The sequence below is a fragment of the Bacillus sp. BC05(2025) genome, from assembly GCF_056725905.1.
This window is the reverse complement of record NZ_JBWYRA010000002.1, coordinates 296540-316626: the sequence shown is the minus strand read 5'-3', so window position 1 is coordinate 316626 and position 20087 is coordinate 296540. Positions and strand designations below refer to the sequence as shown.

Sequence of the window (20087 nt, the reverse complement as noted above, 5' to 3'; positions counted from 1 at the left end):
AATGGCAAAAGTTTATTATGAGAAAGATGTAACGGTAAATGTATTAAAAGAAAAGAAAGTAGCAATTATCGGATACGGCTCGCAAGGTCATGCGCATGCGCAAAATTTACGTGATAACGGATTTGATGTAGTAGTAGGTTTAAGAAAAGGGAAGTCTTGGGATAAAGCGAAAGAAGATGGGTTTTCTGTATATCCAGTAGCAGAAGCGGCAAAGCAGGCTGATGTAGTAATGATTTTACTACCGGATGAACTGCAGCCAGAAGTATATGAAGTGGAAATTGCACCAAATTTAAAGGCAGGAAATTCTCTCGTTTTTGCACACGGATTTAATGTTCACTTTGATCAAGTGAAACCACCAGCGAATGTAGATGTATTTCTAGTAGCTCCAAAAGGGCCAGGACATTTAGTTCGTCGTACGTTTGCTGAAGGAGGAGCTGTTCCGGCACTATTTGCAGTATACCAAGATGCAACAGGAGTTGCGACTGAAAAGGCACTTTCTTATGCTGATGGAATTGGAGCGACGAGAGCTGGTGTACTAGAAACGACATTTAAAGAAGAAACGGAAACAGATTTATTTGGAGAGCAAGCTGTACTTTGCGGCGGAGTAACTGCGTTAGTAAAAGCTGGATTTGAAACGTTAGTTGATGCCGGTTATCAGCCGGAACTCGCATATTTTGAATGTTTACACGAACTAAAACTAATCGTTGACCTTATGTATGAAGGTGGACTTGAAAATATGAGATATTCAGTTTCAGATACAGCGCAGTGGGGCGACTTCGTATCAGGACCACGCGTTGTAACGGAAGATACGAAGAAGGCGATGGGAGCAGTGCTAGCAGAAATTCAAGATGGTACATTTGCAAGAGGATGGATTGCAGAGCATAAAGCAGGAAAACCGAATTTCCGTGCGACAAATGAGAAAGAGAATGCACATGAACTCGAAGTAGTTGGACGTAAATTACGTGAAATGATGCCTTTCGTACAGCCGCGAGTAAAGGCAGGGGTTAAATAATATGAAGCAGATTTTGTTCATGGATACGACGCTACGTGATGGCGAACAATCACCAGGAGTGAATTTAAATGAACAAGAGAAATTGCAAATTGCAAGGCAATTAGAGAGACTAGGGATTCATGTCATGGAAGCTGGCTTTGCAGCAGCTTCTGAAGGGGATTTTCAATCGGTAAAACGCATCGCAAATACGATTCAAAATGCTACGGTTATGAGTTTAGCTAGAGCGAAAGAAAGTGATATTCGAAGAGCGTATGAAGCTGTGAAGGGTGCTGTATCTCCTCGTTTACATGTATTTTTAGCTACGAGTGATATTCATATGAAGTATAAACTTTGTATGTCAAAAGAAGATGTATTAGATAGTATTCATCGTTCCGTTACACTTGGAAAATCATTATTTCCGACAGTACAATTTTCTGCAGAAGATGCGACAAGAACAGCAAGAGACTTTTTAGCTGAAGCGGTAGAAGTTGCAATTCGTGCAGGAGCGAATGTAATTAACATTCCAGATACAGTTGGGTATACGAATCCAGAAGAGTATTATTCTCTTTTTAAATATTTACAAGAATCCGTTCCTTCATATGAAAAAGCAATTTTCTCTTGTCATTGTCATGATGATCTTGGGATGGCTGTAGCCAATTCATTAGCTGCAGTTGAAGGCGGAGCATTGCAAGTAGAAGGAACAATTAATGGGATTGGAGAAAGAGCAGGGAATGCGGCGTTAGAAGAGGTTGCGGTTGCTCTTCATATTAGAAAAGATTTCTATGAGGCGGAGCCTTCTATGACGCTAAAAGAAATTAAAGCGACGAGTACATTAGTAAGTAGATTAACAGGTATGGTTGTACCGAAAAATAAAGCGATCGTCGGAGCGAATGCGTTTGCTCATGAATCAGGAATTCATCAAGATGGTGTTTTAAAAGAAGTGACAACGTATGAAATTATTGAACCAGAGTTAGTAGGTGAATCTCAAAACCTGTTCGTACTTGGAAAACATTCTGGCCGTCACGCGTTTACAGAAAAAATGAAAGAGCTTGGCTATGAATTTACAAAGGAAGAACGAGATGCAGTGTTTGAAGCGTTTAAAAAATTAGCTGATCGTAAAAAGGAAATTACGGAGGAAGATTTACGTGCACTTATGCTCGGGGAAGCAGCATTTGCGGCTCAGCAATATAACATTACTCAACTGCAAGTACATTTCGTTTCAAATAGTACACAATGTGCGACAGTTGTACTAAAAGACGAGGAAGGAAATGTATACGAAGATGCAGCTACTGGTTCTGGTAGTATTGAAGCGATCTATAATGCAATTCAAAGAATTTTAGGATTAGAATGTGAATTGGCAGATTATCGCATACAATCTATTACACAAGGTCAAGACGCATTGGCTCATGTTCATGTTGAATTAAAAGAAGGAACGCATCAAGTATCAGGGTTTGGTGTTGCACAAGATGTATTGGAAGCGTCGGCAAGAGCATATGTCCATGCAGCGGGAAAATTGAAATCTTTTATCCAGCTTGTGAAATAAATGTTTGATAGGTGAGAGAAGCTTCTCTCACCTATCGTAAAAGTTCTGAAAATTCAATCAAAAGGAGTGTTGAAATTGGAAAAACGTATTGTTTGTTTAGCTGGTGACGGTGTTGGCCCGGAAGTTATGGAAAGTGCGAAGGAAGTATTGCATATGGTAGAGAGGTTATATGGACATCATTTTCATTTACAAGATGAGTACTTCGGCGGGAGTGCTATTGATTTAAATGGGCAACCATTACCACAACGAACGCTTGCCGCCTGTTTAGCAAGTGATGCGGTTTTACTAGGAGCAGTTGGTGGACCAAGGTGGGATAGTGCGAAAGAAAGGCCAGAGAAAGGATTATTAGCTCTAAGAAAAGGACTTGGTGTATTTGCGAACGTTCGTCCTGTAACGGTAGAAAGTGCAACGGCACATTTATCGCCATTAAAAAAGGCTGACGAAATTGATTTCGTTGTCGTTCGTGAATTAACAGGGGGAATTTATTTTTCTTATCCGAAAGAACGAACGGACGAAGTAGCAACAGATACCCTTACGTATCATCGCCATGAAATTGAACGTATCGTTTCTTATGCTTTTCAATTAGCGAGTAAGCGGAAGAAGAAAGTAACATCTATTGATAAGGCGAATGTTTTAGAATCTAGTAAACTATGGAGAACTGTGACAGAAGAAGTAGCACTTCGTTATCCAGACGTTGAACTAGAACATATTTTAGTAGATGCCGCTGCTATGGAGTTAATTCGAAATCCAGGACGATTTGATGTAATTGTAACGGAAAATTTATTTGGAGATATTTTAAGTGACGAGGCTTCCGTATTAGCTGGATCATTAGGAATGCTTCCGTCAGCAAGTCATGCGGAAAAGGGACCTTCATTATACGAGCCTATTCACGGATCAGCGCCGGATATTGCCGGGAAAAATAAGGCGAATCCAATTGCCATGATGCGCTCTGTTGCCATGATGCTTGGGCAATCGTTCGGATTGACGAGAGAAGGGTGTGCAATTGAAGAAGCAATTTCTGCAGTCCTTACATTAGGGAAATGTACAGCAGATATCGGGGGGACTGAAACGACAACTTCATTTACGAAGGCAGTTATGCAAGAAATGGAAGAACAAGCATTGGTAGGGAGAGGAAGATAATGGGGAAAAGGTTATTAGATAAACTTTGGGAAAGACACGTAGTTACGACAAACGAAAATGGATTGGATTTATTATATATCGATCTGCATCTGGTTCACGAAGTAACATCACCGCAAGCCTTTGAAGGCTTGCGGCTTACAAATCGAACGGTTCGCAGACCAGATTTAACATTCGCAACGATGGATCATAATATCCCAACGAAAGATGTTTGGAATATTACCGATCGCATTGCGAAGCAGCAACTAGACACCCTTCGGGAAAATTGTAAACAATTTCAGGTGCCATTAGCGGATATCGGAGATGAAGAGCAAGGGATTGTTCATGTCATAGGACCAGAACTAGGGCTCACGCAGCCGGGAAAAACAATTGTTTGTGGTGATAGTCATACAGCAACGCATGGTGCGTTTGGCGCACTAGCATTTGGCATTGGTACGAGTGAAGTGGAACATGTATTGGCAACGCAAACGTTGTGGCAAAGAAAACCGAAAGCGATGGGCATTGAGTTAAAAGGAAAATTACAAAAAGGTGTTTACGCAAAAGATATTATTTTGCATCTCCTTTCAAAGTACGGTGTGGCAGTTGGAACTGGATACGTAATGGAATTTTACGGAGAGACCATTGGGGCTATGGAGATGGAAGAGAGAATGACGCTTTGTAACATGGCAATTGAAGGAGGCGCAAAAGCAGGTATTATCGCGCCAGATGAAAAAACATTTGCTTACGTAAAAGGGCGTAAATATGCACCGAAAGACTATGAAACTTTCGAGGAAAAATGGTCTGAGCTTTATACAGATGCAGATGCGATGTATGATTTACATATTTCAATTGATGTTACAGATTTAGCCCCGTACGTTACGTGGGGAACCAATCCGAGTATGGGTGTTCGTATTGATGAAAATTTGCCAGAAAAGCATGATGCAAATGACGAAAGAGCATTTTCTTATATGGGATTAAGCCCTGGACAAAGCACGTATGACATTCCAGTTCAGCATGTTTTCATTGGGTCTTGTACAAATTCTAGACTTTCTGATTTAGAAATTGCTGCATCTGTTGTGAAAGGGAGAAAGGTAAAAGAAGGTGTGCGAGCGCTCGTTGTTCCTGGATCAAAAAGAGTAAGGGAAGCTGCAATGAAAAAAGGACTACATCACATATTTAAAGAAGCTGGATTTGAATGGAGAGAACCTGGATGTTCCATGTGTCTTGGAATGAATCCAGATCAAGTACCTGAAGGAGAACATTGTGCTTCAACTTCAAATCGTAATTTTGAAGGAAGGCAAGGAAAAGGAGCAAGAACGCATTTAGTTAGCCCAGCAATGGCGGCGGCAGCAGCGTTATATGGTCATTTTGTTGATACTAGAAAGGAGAGTTATGATGGAGCCATTTCGTATTCATAAAGGTACCGTGGCAGTACTGATGAATGATAATATTGATACAGATCAAATTATTCCAAAGCAATATTTAAAGAGAATTGAAAGGACAGGATTTGGAAAATATTTATTTGATGAGTGGCGTTATGATAATAACCGCCATGAAAATCCGAATTTTCCGCTTAATGCACAAGATAGAAAAGGGGCAAGTATATTAATTACAGGGGATAATTTTGGTTGCGGTTCTTCAAGAGAACATGCACCTTGGGCACTTACTGATTATGGTTTCCGCACTATTATCGCTGGAGGATTTGCAGATATTTTTTATATGAATTGTATGAAAAATGGTATGTTACCAATTGTAATGGATAAAGAAATGCGTGAACAACTTTCTCAAACGGATGCGAGAGAGCAAATAGAAGTAGATTTAGAGAATGAAGTCATTACAACGAGTACGCACAGGTTTCATTTTACAATCGAAAAAATGTGGAAAGAGAAATTACTAAATGGTTTAGATGAAATTAGTATTACAATGCAGTATGAACAAGAAATAAAAGAGTATGAAAGAAGGGTAGCTGTATATTAAGAGATAACGGAATATTTAAAATGTATTTACATTCAGAATTAAGTGTTATATACTATGTAAAAATTAGAGGAGAAAGGGAGTAGGTATTATGAAAACAATGCAATCTATTAAAATGCTTACACAACTACATCATCATACATAAAGCCCTTGAACCTAGCGTGAAAACGTGTAGGTGCAAGGGTTATTCCCGTTGTACCTACACTCTAATAAAGAGCCTTGTAGGTATATTTTATCTACAAGGCTCTTTTTATTTTCGGTTTAGGAGCATGAAATAGGCATACATTAGAAAAGGAAAGGTGTGAGAATTTCGATGACAAAATGGAAACGTGCAAATCCAAATGGAACGAGAGATTATTTATTCGAAGAATGTACGTTAATTGAAGAAGTAGAACAAAAATTAAGGCGTACTTTTTTAGAGAGAGGTTATGAAGAAATAAGGACACCAACAATAGAATTTTATGATGTGTTTGCCTTTCAAAATAGACCGATAGATGAAGAAAAGATGTATAAATTTTTTGATGAAAAGGGACGGATTATTGTGTTACGTCCTGATATGACAATTCCTTTAGCGAGAGTAATCGGAACGCAGAGATGTGATATGCCACTTAAAGTGACGTATAGCGGGAATGTATTTCGAGCGAATGAGTCTCTTACTGGAAAATATAATGAAATTGTGCAAAGTGGTATTGAAATTATCGGAATTGATAATGTAAGAGCTGAAATTGAATGTGTCATAAGCGTCATTCAATCACTTCAAAAGTTGAAAGTGCAATCTTTTACAATAGAGATTGGGCAAGTGCAGTTATATAAATGTATTGTCAAAAAGCTCTCCATTCATGAAGAAGAGGAGAGAATACTTAGAACATACATTGAAAGTAAAAATTATGCCGCGCTATCAAATTTTATTAGAGAAAAGAAATTAGATCGATGTGATGAAACAGTAAGATTACTAGAGAAATTACCAAGGTTATTTGGGAATTTAGAAGTGATTGAGGAAGCTGAAAAACTCGCCTCAAGTAATGAAATGAAAATGGCCATCGCAAGAGTGAAAGAAATATATGAAGCAATTGAAAAGCTAGGCTATGGATCGTACATATCCATTGATTTAGGTATGATTCAACATTTGGACTATTATACAGGTGTTATTTTCAAAGGATATATATACGAAATTGGAGAAGAAATTGTTAGTGGCGGAAGGTATGATGAGTTGATTGGAAATTTTGGAGAAATGCTGCCGGCTGTTGGATTCGCGGTGCAAGTCAATCAAATTGTGAAGGCGCTACAAGAGCAACAAGAACCATATGAACGAAAGAGAATAGATATTATGATTCATTATGAGTTAAATAGATTAGCAGAAGCGGAACGATTACGAAATTTACTTCAAAAGGACGGGAAAAAAGTCGAGCTATCTTTATTCTCTCAATTAAATGATACCTTTCAATTTGCAAGGAAACATCAAATAGTAACGGTCGTTGAGGCAAAGAATGAATCATTAGTGGAGTATGTATGGAAAGAGAAATGGGTAGTCCAGAAAGAAGGAGAAACTTCATGCGTAACATTCAAATTGCGTTAACGAAAGGGAGATTAGAAAAACATGTGATTCCACTCTTTGAGCAAATTGGAATTGATTGTTCAGAGCTCAAAAATAAAGGACGAAAGCTTGTCTTTCAAAGTAAAAATACAGATATATCATTTATTTTAGTAAAAGCAGTAGATGTTGCGACTTATGTAGAACATGGAGTAGCTGATATTGGGGTCGTGGGCAAAGATGTTTTAATGGAAAACGAGAAAGATATTTATGAAATGTTGGATTTAGGAGTAGGCGTGTGTAAGTTTTGTGTTGCTTCTATTCCTACTTATAACCCGAAGAGCTACCGGAAGAAGCGTATTGCGACGAAATATCCACATATTACTTCTAACTATTTTCATGATAAAGGAGAGGATGTAGAAATTATAAAAATAGAAGGTTCTGTAGAAATCGCTCCTATTCTTGGATTGGCAGATGCCGTTGTTGATATAGTTGAAACGGGAAAAACATTACAAGAAAACGGGCTCGTTGTATTTGAAGAAATGTGTTCTATATCCGCTCGAATGATCGTAAATAAAGCCGCATTAAAAACTAAAAAAGACGAAATATTCAGTATTGTGAATATGATGGAACAAGAAATTTTATCCGGAAAATAGGGGGATTAAAATGGAAATCGTTTATGAAGATTTTCAAAAGGCGTTATTAAAAATAAAATTGCTACGGGAAAACGCTAATATAATAGAAGAAACTGTTCAAAGAAATGTAAATGAAATTGTTCGAAATGTAAGGGAGAGTAGGGATGAGGCCCTATCTTTTTATACAAAAAAGTTTGATGGTGTAAAGATGAAAGAGTTTCGTGTAAGTGAAGAAGAAATAAAACGAGCGGGTATGTTTGTAGAGAATTCATTTTTAGAAGCGTTACAAGAAGCGAAGAAAAACATTATTTCATATCACGAAAAACAAAAAAGGCAATCCATATTCGATTGCGAGAGTAATGGCATCATTAGAGGACAAATCATTCGGCCGTTAGAGAATGTAGGCGTATATGTGCCAGGCGGAACTGCTTCGTATCCTTCGTCAGTATTAATGAATGTATTGCCAGCAAAACTCGCTGGTGTGAAAAAAATTGTAATGGTAACACCGCCAAGGGAAGGAGGAATTGATCCACATATTTTAGTTGCTGCAAGTCTTGCAGGAGTAGATGAAATTTATACGATAGGTGGCGCGCAAGCAATTGCTGCTTTAGCATACGGGACGGAATCGATTCCGAAAGTGGATAAAATAGTTGGACCGGGAAATTTGTACGTCGCTCTGGCAAAACGAGAAGTATACGGGATAGTAAATATTGATATGATTGCTGGACCGTCAGAAATTGTAGTTATCGCTGATGAAACTGGCAATGCAAAATACATTGCTGCTGATTTATTATCACAAGCAGAACATGACGTGAGAGCAACAGCAATTTGTATTACAACGAATATAGAGTTAGCAAAAGAGGTAGAAAAAGAGTTAGAAAGACAGTTAGAAACATTACCAAGAAGCGAAATTGCACGTGAATCGATAAATAGAAATGGAGCCATTTTTATCATTCCTTCTTTAAATGAGGCGCTACAATTATCCAATGAAATCGCTCCAGAACATTTAGAGTTACATATAAAAGAACCGATGAATGCTCTAGCTTATGTGAAACATGCAGGATCTATCTTTCTTGGACCATATGCACCGGAACCGCTCGGTGATTATTTAGCAGGACCGAATCATGTGTTACCGACAAGTGGAACAGCAAGATTTTTCTCGCCGTTATCAGTCGATGATTTCGTGAAAAAATCAAGTTTCCTGTCTTATACGGAGGACGCGTTAAGAGATGTACAACATCATATTGTAGAACTTGCCAATAAAGAAGGGTTACATGCGCATGCGAGAGCGATTCAAATAAGATTTGAGGAGGAAGAATGATGCGCGAGTCTAGTCAAATACGTGAGACGACAGAAACAAAAATAAAATTAAGTTTACAGCTTGATGAAGGAAAGGGGGTTTCTGTACAAACGGGAGTTGGATTTTTTGATCATATGCTAACTTTATTTGCAAGGCATGGAAGATTCGGTTTGCAAGTGGAGGCAGAAGGCGATGTTTTCGTTGATGCGCATCATACAGTTGAAGATGTTGGGATTGTACTCGGAAACTGTTTGAAAGAAGCATTGCAAAGTAAAGAGGGGATTAATAGATACGGCTCAGCATATGTACCGATGGATGAGTCTTTAGGTTTTGTCGCAATTGATATAAGCGGGCGCTCATATATTGTATTTCAAGGAGAATTAACGAATCCGAAGCTTGGGGATTTTGATACAGAATTAACAGAAGAATTTTTTAGAGCAGTTGCGCATGCTGCCAATATTACATTACATGCTCGTATTTTATACGGAAGCAATACACATCACAAAATTGAAGCGTTATTTAAAGCGTTTGGTAGAGCGCTTAGAGAAGCAGTCGAAAGAAATGTCAACATTACTGGTGTAAATTCAACGAAAGGGATGTTGTAATTGATTGCCATTATAGATTATGGAATGGGAAATATTCGTAGTGTAGAACAAGCATTAAAGCATATTGGAGCAGCGTATATCGTAACGAGTGAGAAAGAAGAAATTCTTAGAAGTGATGGAGTAATTTTACCAGGAGTAGGTGCATTTCCAAAGGCGATGAATGTATTGGAAGAAAAAGATTTAGTATGTGTGTTAAAAGAAGTCGGGCGTTCAGGAAAACCGCTTCTAGGCATTTGCTTAGGAATGCAGCTTTTATTTGAAAAAAGTGAGGAACTAGAAGACTGTAACGGATTAAGTTTATTGCCAGGTGTTATTCGAAAGTTAAAGGTTCCTTATAAGATTCCACATATGGGATGGAATGAGTTAAAGAAAGAGGGAGAAATAGCACTTTGGAATGGAGTAGAGGATGGTTCTTTCGTATATTATGTCCACTCTTATTACGCAGATTGTCCAAATGAAATTGTGTATGGAATAAGTGAATATGGAGTGAAAGTACCTGGTTTTGTAGCAAAAGGAAGTATATATGGCGCACAGTTTCATCCTGAAAAGAGTGGTGACATCGGAATGCAAATGTTGAAAAATTTCAAAGGAGTGGTAGAAGCATGGAAATCTTCCCAGCTATCGATTTAAAAGAGGGGCGCTGCGTTAGACTTTATCAAGGAGAGTTTAGTAAAGAAACAGTAATGAATGAAGATCCGGTTGCGCAAGCGATTATATTTGAAAAATTTGGAGCGAAACGGTTGCACATTGTTGATTTAGATGGTGCAGTTGCTGGCGAGTCGTTAAACTTGTCCGTCATTGAAAAAATTTGTAAGGCAGTATGTATTCCTGTACAAGTTGGAGGAGGAATTCGATCGCTTATAGCGGTAGAGAAGCTATTGTCAGTAGGTGTGGATAAAGTGATTTTAGGAACAGCTGCTCTTTATGATAAGGCATTTTTAGAAGAAGCGGTTCTTCTATATAAAGAAAAAATTATTGTTGGCATTGATGCGAAAAATGGTTTCGTAGCAACGAGAGGCTGGCTTGATGTGTCTGAAATTTCTTACATTGATTTAGCGAAGCAAATGGAGAATATAGGTGTTCTAACAATTGTGTTTACAGACATTTCGAAAGACGGGACACTTGCAGGGCCGAATATAGAGCAATTGGAGTTACTACAAAAAAGCGTTGCTATTCGTCTTATTGCTTCTGGAGGAGTAGCATCTATTCAAGATGTGAAAAAATTAAATGATATGAATATATACGGCGTCATAATTGGTAAGGCTCTTTACGAGAAAACGATTGATTTAGAAGAAGTACTAGAGGTAACAAAGTTATGTTAGCGAAACGAATTATTCCTTGTCTAGATGTGAAAGAAGGGCGAGTTGTAAAGGGTGTAAATTTTATAGGGTTACAAGACGTCGGTGATCCGGTTGAAATAGCCGCTTTATATAATGAGGCGGGAGCAGATGAAATAGTATTTTTAGATATTACGGCAACGCATGAAGGACGAAAGACGATTATAGATGTTGTAGAAAAAACAGCTTCAAAAGTATTTATTCCTCTTACAGTTGGCGGGGGGATTTCAAGTGTTAAAGATATGTACAATTTACTAAGAGCGGGAGCAGATAAAATTTCAATTAACTCAGCGGCAGTGCGAAATCCAAAATTAATTGAGGAAGGAGCAGAACACTTTGGCTCACAATGTATTGTCGTCGCAATTGATGCTAGAAAAGTAACAGAAGGTAAGTGGAATGTATATGTGAACGGCGGAAGAGTTGATACAGGAATGGATGCCATCTGGTGGGCAAAGCGTGTTACCGAGCTAGGCGCAGGGGAAATTTTATTAACGAGTATGGATGCAGATGGAACGAAAAATGGATATGACCTTCGCTTAACAGAAGAAATTTCAAAAAGCGTTTCCGTACCAGTCATCGCGTCAGGCGGGTGCGGTCATGTTGATCACATTATAGAAGTTTTTCAAAAGACAATAGTTGATGCAGCGTTAGCGGCATCAATCTTTCATTATGGTGAGGCGACAATGCAGGATGTAAAGAGAAAATTAAGAAATGCAAACGTCGAGGTGCGGTTATGAAACCTAACTTTTCAAAAGGATTACTACCAACAGTTGTAATTGAAGAAGGTACAAAAGAAGTTTTAATGCTAGCTTATATGAACGAAGAAGCATATGAAAAAACGTTAGAAACGAAAAGAACTTGGTTTTATTCTCGGTCAAGAAGATCGTTATGGAATAAAGGGGAAACATCAGGGAATATCCAATATGTGCAATCTCTTTATTTAGATTGTGATCAAGATTCAATTGTTGTTGTCGTAAAGCAAGTAGGACCTGCATGTCATACGGGAGAAAAGACATGTTTTCATTACAAAATTATATAGGGGGATACATATGAAAAATGCCTTTACATTACTATTTGAAACAATTGAAGAACGAAAGAGAAGTCCGCTTCCTGAATCATATACAAATTACTTGTTTTCAAAAGGGGAAGATAAAATTTTAAAGAAAATTGGTGAGGAATGTTCCGAAGTAATTATCGCATCTAAAAATAATGATAAAGAAGAGTTAGTGAAAGAAATGGTTGATGTAATGTATCACTGCTTCGTTTTATTAGCCGAAAAAAATATACCATTAGAAGATATTATGGAGGAAGTGAAAGAAAGAAATGGGAAGCTTTCGAGAGTAGGAGACAGGAGAGAAATAGATACATTATAGGGGGAATATGTATGAAAGTGGATTATCATATTCATTTAGAAGAAGGTCCGTATTCAATAGGGTGGCTTGCTAAAATAAATGAAGCACTGCAACATTATGAACCGCTTAAAGAAGAAAAACATTCTATGGAATGGCTTGTGAAAACACAAGAACGCCTGCAAAGACGTGTGAAAGAAGGGCCATTTACAGTGGAATGGATTGATTTATATTTAGAAGAAGCTTTGCGAAAAGGTATAAAAGAAGTTGGGATTGTCGATCATTTATACCGTTTTTATGAAGCGAAAGAATACTATGAAAGATATGTCGATATTAGTAATTCGAGGCTTGGTCGTTTACAGAAGGAATGGTTAGACCAAGTAAGGGTAGCGTCACTACATGATTTTACAAAGGCAATTGAAGAGGCGAAAGAACGATGGAGTAAAAGAGGTGTTACGCTTAAACTTGGAATTGAAGCGGATTATTTTATTGGTGGTGAACAAGAATTACAATCTTTACTCGCATTAGGGGATTTTGATTATGTAATAGGTTCTGTTCATTTTTTAAATGGCTGGGGATTTGATAATCCAGATACGAAAGAATATTTTAAGGAACATGATTTATATACTTTATATGATACGTTTTTCAAAACTGTGGAGTGTGCAGTTCGTTCTGAGTTATTTGATATAATAGCTCATCTTGATAACATAAAAGTATTTAATTACCGGCTAGATGAGAATGAACAACTTTCTTATTATACGGAAATTGCGCGTGCGTTAGTAGAAACTAATACGGCAACGGAAATAAATGCGGGGTTGTATTATCGCTACCCTGTGCGCGAGATGTGCCCGAGTCCACTATATTTACAAGTATTAGCTAAGCATGGGGTCCCGATTACACTTTCCTCAGATGCTCATTATCCGCATGATTTAGGAAAATATGTGGAAGAGAATATAAAGACGTTACGCAATCATGATATTTCGCATTTAGCTACATTTACGAAACGAGTAAGAACAATGAAATTGCTGGAAGGAGAAGTTACAATTTTAAAATGATCACGATTTTTTGATGAAAACCCACCTTTTTGTTCAAAATAAGAAAGAATAAAAAGGAGGGTAAAGAAATGGTGAAACAACAAAATAAACAAAATGTACAAGATGCACAGCAACAAGCGTATACTTCTGAAACGAATGTTACATCTCAATCCGTTATTGAGGAACAAATTAGTGATACAGTTGCAGAAGGAACGATCGATGTGAAGCTTGGAAAACAATCGCAAGAAAAAGCATAAGAAGAGGGGGAGACTTGCATCTCCTCTTTTTTTGTGGAAAAGTGTCGATTTTCAAAACTATAATCAAATTCCTTGGTTTTTATATGTGGATTTCTTACAATGAAAGATAAGAGATATCTTATTTTCTATAGAAGAGGTGTTAGTAGTGGCAAAAATATTAGTAGCAGGGAAAATTCCAGCAATCGGATTAGAACTATTAAAGGATCATGATGTAGAAATGTACGATAAAGAGGCGTTAATTTCTTTAGATGAATTAACAGAGCGTGTAAAAGACAAAGATGCATTATTAAGTCTACTTTCTACAAAGGTGACAAAAGAAGTGATTGATGCGGCACCTAATTTGAAGGTTGTTGCAAACTATGGTGCTGGTTACGACAATATTGATTACACGTATGCGGGTAAAAAAGGAATTGTAGTATCGAATACACCGAAAGTATCAACTGAAGCTACTGCAGAACTAACATTTGCACTTCTTTTAGCAGCGGCACGTAGAATTCCTGAAGGTGATACGCTATGTCGTACAACTGGATTTAACGGATGGGCACCATTATTTTTCTTAGGCCGCGAAGTACACGGTAAAACAATTGGAATTATTGGCCTTGGAGAAATCGGAAAGGCAGTTGCAAAGCGTGCGAAAGCGTTTGGAATGAATGTTTTATATACAGGACCAAATCGAAAGCCTGAAGCTGAAAGTGAGTTGGAAGCAACATATGTAACATTGGAAGAATTATTACAAACAGCAGACTTTATTACAATTAACTGTGCGTATAATCCGAAATTGCACCATATGATTGATGAAGAACAATTTAAAATGATGAAGAAAACTGCGTATATTATAAATGCTTCACGTGGACCAATCATGCATGAAGCAGCACTCGCTCATGCATTAAAAACGAATGAAATTGAAGGGGCGGCTCTTGATGTATTTGAATTTGAACCGAAAATTACTGAAGAGCTAAAAGGGTTAAAGAATGTAGTACTTGCTCCTCACGTAGGAAATGCAACATTCGAAACGCGTGATGCGATGGCTGAAATGGCAGTAAGAAATATTTTAGCAGTATTAAACGGTGAAGAGCCTGTAACACCTGTAAATCAAAAAGTATTCGTTACAAAATAAAAAGAAACCTTCCGGAATCGGAAGGTTTTTTATTTGTCTTTATTTGCTCTTTTAGATGGTCTTTGTCTAAGAAATTGAGATAGCATATACAAAATATATAGTGGAATAGCAATGAATAAGAAAACAGAAAAATTACCGAACCCTGTTTGGTACATTGTGATAATGATTCCAACTAAAAATAGTGTAATAATGATGCTATATCGTGGAATTGGTACATCTTTTAAACTTGGGATACGAATGCGGCTCACCATTAAAAATGCGAACGTTACAAATACTGTAATAAGAACGATTTTTGGAATGGTATGTGAAAATAATGTTAAGAAAGCAACAAGCCCTCCCGCTGCTGTAATCGGTACCCCAGTGAAATATTTCATTGAAGTAGAAGATGGTGTAACATTAAATCGAGCTAAACGATATGCTCCGAAAAGAGGGAATAGTCCCGCTATGTATAGTCCGATGATTCCATAATTGGAGAAAGATGTGTAATACATGAGGACAGCAGGTGCTGCACCAAATGTTACGACATCTGCAAGCGAGTCAAGCTCTTTTCCCATTTGTGAATCAACGCGTAATAAACGAGCAACACGCCCATCAAGACTATCTAACATCATCCCGATAAGTACTAAAATAGCAGCTGATTTATAATATCCTAAAGATGCATAGCCGATTGACAAGAATCCACTATATAAATTTCCGAGCGTAAATAAGTTTGGAATAGCTGCTCTATACAAAATCTGATCCCTTGCTTTCTGTAATAAATTCTTAATTAGTGTATGAAAGTTTACTTATTTTATCATACCATAAATTTCTTCTTCATACGAAAAAAATTCCCAATTTGTGAAAGATTTCATAGAAGAATGATTTGAAAAATAAGTAAAAAAAGGAGCAACTTTTATAAAGTTGCACCTTGTATTATTCAAATTTCGTTGTCATCGTTCCAGTCTTATACCGATTGTTAGGGTCGAAACGTAATAAATCTCCATAAATGAGTTTGTCGGAGAGTTTCAATTCAGTTTTTGCTTTTTCGATATTTGGTTGACATAATGAAATGTCCGCTTCTTCACCTGTATTTCGTTTATAACACATGTTTTTTGTATACACATAATCTTCTGAGACGAAGCTACCATCACGCATTACCATAAGTGGGTCTTTTTCTTTAATAAATAAGTCAGTTCCAAATTCAACGGATTTATTTGTTTTAATACCAAGTAAATGAAGTAGTGTTGGTTTAATATCAATTTGACCAGATACTTTAGAAATGACCTTTCCCTCTTGACCAGGCACGTGAATAATGAGAGGGACGCGTTGTAGTTGCATAGAATCAAACGGTGTAATAGCGTCTTTCCCAAGGAACTGGGCCATAGCTGCGTTATGGTTTTCAGAAATACCGTAATGATCTCCGTAAATGATAATAACGGAATTATCATATAGTCCTTCTTCTTTTAATTGTTTAATAAATCGTTTAAGAGCTTCATCCGTGTAACGAACCGTTGGGAAGTAACGGTTTACAACACCACTTTCTGAATTAAACTCATCAACATATTGATCTTCTGGATTTAGAAGAAATGGAAAATGGTTTGTTAAAGTAATGAACTTTGTATAGAACGGCTGTGGTAAAGATTTTAGCTTTGGAATAGATTGTTCAAAGAACTCTTTATCTTTTAATCCCCAACCGACAGACATTTGTTCTGTGCCTACGTAATCATTCAAATTAAAGTAACGATCATATCCAAGTGCAGGATACATTACATCACGATTCCAAAATGCTTTATCGTTTGAATGGAAGACAGCAGAAGAATATCCGTATTTTTTTAATTGTTCTGGTGTAGCTGTATATTCATTTGTTGCGTGAGTAAAGAATACAGAACCGCGATCTAACGGATAAAGTGAATTTTCAACGATAAATTCAGCATCAGAAGTTTTACCTTGTCCTGTTTGATGATAGAAATTATCGAAATAGAAACTATCTTTAATAAATTCGTTTAAAAATGGGGTAATTTCTTTTCCATTTATTTTTTTATTAATAACAAAACTTTGTGTAGATTCCATTGAAATTAAAATAACATTTTTACCTTTTGCAGCTCCAAATAAATTTTTATCAACTTGCTTATCTTTTGAATCTGTATAGTTTTTAATTTCAGAGAACCCGTCCCCACTTGCAAATACACGTTCAGCTGAAGATTTAGATTGAAGTGTAATATCAAATAGATGATATGTGTATAAACCTAAATTTTTCACGACAGTTTGACGGTCAAACGAGCGTGAGAACATTTGTGGTTTATAAATAACTGAAATAACAATTTGTAATGCTAATAGAGCTGTTACACCGCTAAAGAAAGTTCTCTTCTCAGAGCGAGAAAGCGGCGTCTTGTCGCAAAATGCTGGGAATTTACGCGAAAGAAACATTAAGATGATCGCATCTGCGAATAACAGTAATGTTTTATACGTAAAGAGTTCTTTTATACTTGTCCCTAAATCAGCCATATTATTTGTTTGAAATAATACTGGGAACGTAACGAAATCGTTATAAAACCCATAAAACATTGCATTTCCAAATAAAATGAATGATAGTATAAAACTAATTCCAACTATAATGCGGTTTCGGTGTTTAGATGCAAATAAAGCAAAACCGAAAAATAAAAGTAACGCAGCTAGTGGATTAATAAAAAGCATAAATTCTTCAAAGAAATTATCAATTTTAATATCGAATGCTAGCTTGTACACAATATATGTTTTTATCCATAATAAAACGACTGCAACGAGTGCAAATCGCAGTTTTGGAAACAGACGTTGTAGCATAATATACTCCTCTCCTAAAAAGCATGACAGTTCTTGTGAGGCGATTTGATTAGCGCCTCATTTTATATATACGAACAGTCCTTTGTTATTATGTTTATTATACTATGAGTATCATTATACGAAAATAAAAGAGAGTTGTGGGCTTTTTTATAATAATTGAGTAGAAAAAGGGCAGTAGGAGACAATAAAACGGAGTTTCTATATATGATTATTGTCGTGCGCAGAAAGAATCGTGTAAGGAGGTTATAATGCGAAAGTTATTGTATTTTATAGTATGTAGTAGTGTTATACTTTTTGCTTCACCGAGTGTGTCGATAGCCCAATATGATGCACCTCTTATGGAAGATGCCCTTTATTCTGTCTTATTTCCGAAAATAAATAAAGCAATTGAAAAACAATATGGGAGCTTGAAGCCTTATCAATGCCCGAAAATTATTAGTTTAAAAAAAGTGTATAGCGGTACATATTTATTTCAAGCAGTTATTGAAGTAACGAAGTATGAACGTGTTGCCGGGAAAATTGCTCCACCATTTGAGAAGGTAACGATTACATTTAATAACGAAGAAGGCGAATGGGAAGTGACGAAGGTTTTAGTAAAGCGCTTACCGAACGATACGAAACTAAACTGTAGAAAAACAATATAAAAAATTGTTTGACAAATAAAATGGTCCTTTGGTATTGTTAATAGCAACAATTAGATGTTTGAAAATTAAATAGACTTACCTCATCTACTCTCAAAGGTAGAGGCCGCGATAGGAAAGAGTAAACTATGGGAGATTTAATGGAATCTGTGATCATAGGTTGAAAGGGACTATTGCCGAAATATAAGAATAACCATCTTATTCATATATTGGGACTGCATTGAATAAATGTAGTACTGTCATAAGATTTATTTTATGGAGAGCTATTTGGAGATGTTGATGCGGTTTCTTATTTTGAGGAGATAACAACTCGTTTATTTTTTCAATATATATTTTTCCTAATAAGAAACGCGTGTGAACATTGTTCCGCGCGTTTTTTGTCTATCTAAAAGCGTGCTGCAATGAATAGAAGATTGGGGTTATGAGTTTTAGAGGAAATAAGGGAGGAATTCAAATGTATTTACACGGCACAAGCCGAATCAATGGGCAAGGACACTTAGAAATTGGAGGGTGCGATACGACGCAGCTAGCAAAACAATATGGAACACCACTTTATGTATACGATGAAGAGTCAATTCGAGGAAAGTGCCGCGCGTTTCATCGTGCTTTTAAAGAAAGTGGTTTCTCTTATCAAGTAGCATATGCAAGCAAGGCGTTCTTGTGCATGGAGATGTGCCGAGTAGCTCGTGAAGAGAATATGTCATTAGATGTTGTTTCTGGAGGGGAATTATATACTGCACTACAAGCAGGATTTCCGGCATCGCGCATTCATTTTCACGGCAATAACAAAACAGATGAAGAAATTGTGATGGCTCTTCAGGCGAATATTGGTTGTTTTGTCGTAGATAACTTCTTAGAATTAGAAATTTTGCATGATTTAGCAGTGCAACATGGGAAATTTGTGAACATATTAATTCGTGTAACGCCTGGGGTAGAGGCGCACACACATGAATATATTACAACAGGTCAAGATGATTCGAAATTTGGATTTGGCGTGTCAAATGGTCAAGCGATGCAAGCAATTGAGCTTGCTTTACAAAAATCAAATTATAACGTGTTAGGAATTCATTCACATATCGGATCACAAATATTTGAAACAGCCGGCTTTGTGCGAGCGATTGAAGTTCTTCATCAATTTTTAGAAAAAGTGAGAGAGCGAACAAATTATGTAGTAAAAGTGCTAAATGTGGGCGGAGGATTCGGAATACGCTACACAGAGTCAGATACGCCATTAACTCTTGAGACGTATGTGCGAGCTGTAACAAGTGCAGTGAGAGAGCAATTTACAGTATGTAATTATCCCTTGCCAGAAATATGGGTTGAACCAGGCCGTAGTATTGTAGGTGATGCTGGAACGACCCTTTATACAGTTGGATCTGTGAAAGACATTCCTGGTATTCGGAAATATGTATCAGTCGATGGTGGGATGACTGATAATTTAAGGCCTGCTCTATATAACGCTCGTTATGAAGCGATGTTAGCAAATCGAGGGAACGATGAGAATGAGGAAGTTGTTTCGATTGCAGGAAAATGCTGTGAGAGTGGAGATATGTTAATTTGGGATATTAATCTACCGAAAGTTGCCTCTGCGGATTTACTAGCAATTTCTTGTACAGGGGCATACGGGTACTCGATGGCGAATAATTATAATCGGATTCGTAGACCAGCTGTCGTCTTCGCAAAAGGTGGTACGTCACAAATTGTTGTAGAGCGCGAAACATATGAAAATATTATTGGGAACGATCGCATACGTATTAAAGAACTTGTTTAAATGAGGAAAAAGGAGTTGTTCGGAGGGACAATTCCTTTTTTATAAAATAAAATAATTAAAATATATCGGAAAACTAGGATTGAAAAA

At 37.0% G+C, this 20087-nt stretch carries 21 protein-coding genes and 1 riboswitch; of the genes, 19 read left to right on the top strand and 2 right to left on the bottom strand.

Annotated elements, in window-relative coordinates; translation table 11 throughout:
- Nucleotide 1: 1 nt before the first annotated feature.
- The 17 genes from ilvC to ACZ76X_RS07380 all read left to right on the top strand — a co-directional run bounded on the left by ilvC (nucleotide 2) and on the right by ACZ76X_RS07380 (nucleotide 14789).
- Nucleotides 2-1012: a ketol-acid reductoisomerase gene (gene ilvC / locus ACZ76X_RS07460; RefSeq protein ID WP_479850072.1), complete on the top strand. Its 1011-nt coding sequence runs from the start codon at nucleotides 2-4 to the stop codon at nucleotides 1010-1012.
- 1 nt (nucleotide 1013) lies between these two features.
- A complete protein-coding gene (gene leuA / locus ACZ76X_RS07455; protein WP_479850071.1) occupies nucleotides 1014-2534 on the top strand; it encodes a 2-isopropylmalate synthase in 1521 nt (506 codons plus the stop codon).
- Nucleotides 2535-2609: 75 nt separating this feature from the next.
- A complete protein-coding gene (gene leuB, locus ACZ76X_RS07450) occupies nucleotides 2610-3674 on the top strand; it encodes a 3-isopropylmalate dehydrogenase (protein WP_306185288.1) in 1065 nt (354 codons plus the stop codon).
- Nucleotides 3674-5068, top strand: a complete 1395-nt coding sequence (leuC, locus tag ACZ76X_RS07445; RefSeq protein ID WP_479850070.1) for a 3-isopropylmalate dehydratase large subunit — start codon at nucleotides 3674-3676, stop codon at nucleotides 5066-5068. The genes leuB and leuC overlap by 1 nt, the downstream gene beginning before the upstream one ends.
- The gene (gene leuD, locus ACZ76X_RS07440) at nucleotides 5046-5627 is read left to right on the top strand and encodes a 3-isopropylmalate dehydratase small subunit (RefSeq protein WP_479850069.1); all 582 of its coding nucleotides are present in this window, start codon (nucleotides 5046-5048) and stop codon (nucleotides 5625-5627) included. The genes leuC and leuD overlap by 23 nt, the downstream gene beginning before the upstream one ends.
- 310 nt (nucleotides 5628-5937) lie before the next feature.
- Complete coding sequence (hisZ, locus tag ACZ76X_RS07435) at nucleotides 5938-7200, top strand: ATP phosphoribosyltransferase regulatory subunit (RefSeq protein WP_479850068.1); 1263 nt, start codon at nucleotides 5938-5940, stop codon at nucleotides 7198-7200.
- On the top strand, nucleotides 7176-7811 hold the full coding sequence (gene hisG, locus ACZ76X_RS07430; protein ID WP_479850067.1) for an ATP phosphoribosyltransferase: 636 nt from the start codon (nucleotides 7176-7178) through the stop codon (nucleotides 7809-7811). Before hisZ ends, hisG begins: the two co-directional genes overlap by 25 nt.
- A gap of 10 nt (nucleotides 7812-7821) precedes the next feature.
- Nucleotides 7822-9111, top strand: coding sequence for a histidinol dehydrogenase (gene hisD / locus ACZ76X_RS07425; protein WP_479850066.1), 1290 nt, complete (start codon nucleotides 7822-7824; stop codon nucleotides 9109-9111).
- A complete protein-coding gene (gene hisB / locus ACZ76X_RS07420; protein ID WP_479850065.1) occupies nucleotides 9111-9695 on the top strand; it encodes an imidazoleglycerol-phosphate dehydratase HisB in 585 nt (194 codons plus the stop codon). The genes hisD and hisB overlap by 1 nt, the downstream gene beginning before the upstream one ends.
- Nucleotides 9696-10325 (top strand): imidazole glycerol phosphate synthase subunit HisH, encoded by a 630-nt coding sequence (gene hisH, locus ACZ76X_RS07415; RefSeq protein ID WP_098670435.1) that lies wholly within the window; start codon nucleotides 9696-9698, stop codon nucleotides 10323-10325.
- Entirely contained in the window at nucleotides 10298-11017 is a 720-nt protein-coding gene (gene hisA / locus ACZ76X_RS07410; RefSeq protein ID WP_098670434.1) for a 1-(5-phosphoribosyl)-5-[(5-phosphoribosylamino)methylideneamino]imidazole-4-carboxamide isomerase, read from the top strand. Before hisH ends, hisA begins: the two co-directional genes overlap by 28 nt.
- Complete coding sequence (gene hisF / locus ACZ76X_RS07405; protein ID WP_479850064.1) at nucleotides 11011-11769, top strand: imidazoleglycerol phosphate synthase cyclase subunit; 759 nt, start codon at nucleotides 11011-11013, stop codon at nucleotides 11767-11769. The genes hisA and hisF overlap by 7 nt, the downstream gene beginning before the upstream one ends.
- Nucleotides 11766-12071, top strand: coding sequence for a phosphoribosyl-AMP cyclohydrolase (hisI, locus tag ACZ76X_RS07400; RefSeq protein WP_048544916.1), 306 nt, complete (start codon nucleotides 11766-11768; stop codon nucleotides 12069-12071). Before hisF ends, hisI begins: the two co-directional genes overlap by 4 nt.
- A gap of 10 nt (nucleotides 12072-12081) precedes the next feature.
- Nucleotides 12082-12405, top strand: coding sequence for a phosphoribosyl-ATP diphosphatase (gene hisE, locus ACZ76X_RS07395; RefSeq protein ID WP_048544914.1), 324 nt, complete (start codon nucleotides 12082-12084; stop codon nucleotides 12403-12405).
- Between the two features lie 11 nt (nucleotides 12406-12416).
- Entirely contained in the window at nucleotides 12417-13436 is a 1020-nt protein-coding gene (locus ACZ76X_RS07390; protein ID WP_479850063.1) for a histidinol phosphate phosphatase domain-containing protein, read from the top strand.
- Nucleotides 13437-13504: 68 nt separating this feature from the next.
- The gene (locus ACZ76X_RS07385) at nucleotides 13505-13672 is read left to right on the top strand and encodes a DUF4025 domain-containing protein (protein WP_479850062.1); all 168 of its coding nucleotides are present in this window, start codon (nucleotides 13505-13507) and stop codon (nucleotides 13670-13672) included.
- A 145-nt stretch (nucleotides 13673-13817) separates the two neighbouring features.
- Complete coding sequence (locus ACZ76X_RS07380; RefSeq protein ID WP_479850061.1) at nucleotides 13818-14789, top strand: 2-hydroxyacid dehydrogenase family protein; 972 nt, start codon at nucleotides 13818-13820, stop codon at nucleotides 14787-14789.
- Between the two features lie 29 nt (nucleotides 14790-14818).
- Here ACZ76X_RS07380 and pssA read toward each other — a convergent pair whose 3' ends face one another.
- Nucleotides 14819-15520, bottom strand: coding sequence for a CDP-diacylglycerol--serine O-phosphatidyltransferase (gene pssA, locus ACZ76X_RS07375; protein ID WP_000285421.1), 702 nt, complete (start codon nucleotides 15518-15520; stop codon nucleotides 14819-14821).
- Nucleotides 15521-15701: 181 nt separating this feature from the next.
- Nucleotides 15702-17588: an LTA synthase family protein gene (locus ACZ76X_RS07370; protein ID WP_479850060.1), complete on the bottom strand. Its 1887-nt coding sequence runs from the start codon at nucleotides 17586-17588 to the stop codon at nucleotides 15702-15704.
- A gap of 248 nt (nucleotides 17589-17836) precedes the next feature.
- Between ACZ76X_RS07370 and ACZ76X_RS07365 the strand changes: the two genes are divergently transcribed.
- Nucleotides 17837-18232: a DUF3888 domain-containing protein gene (locus tag ACZ76X_RS07365; RefSeq protein WP_479850059.1), complete on the top strand. Its 396-nt coding sequence runs from the start codon at nucleotides 17837-17839 to the stop codon at nucleotides 18230-18232.
- 89 nt (nucleotides 18233-18321) lie between these two features.
- Nucleotides 18322-18503: riboswitch (Lysine riboswitch) on the top strand.
- Nucleotides 18504-18683: 180 nt separating this feature from the next.
- Nucleotides 18684-20000, top strand: a complete 1317-nt coding sequence (lysA, locus tag ACZ76X_RS07360) for a diaminopimelate decarboxylase (protein ID WP_479850058.1) — start codon at nucleotides 18684-18686, stop codon at nucleotides 19998-20000.
- Nucleotides 20001-20087 lie beyond the last annotated feature (87 nt).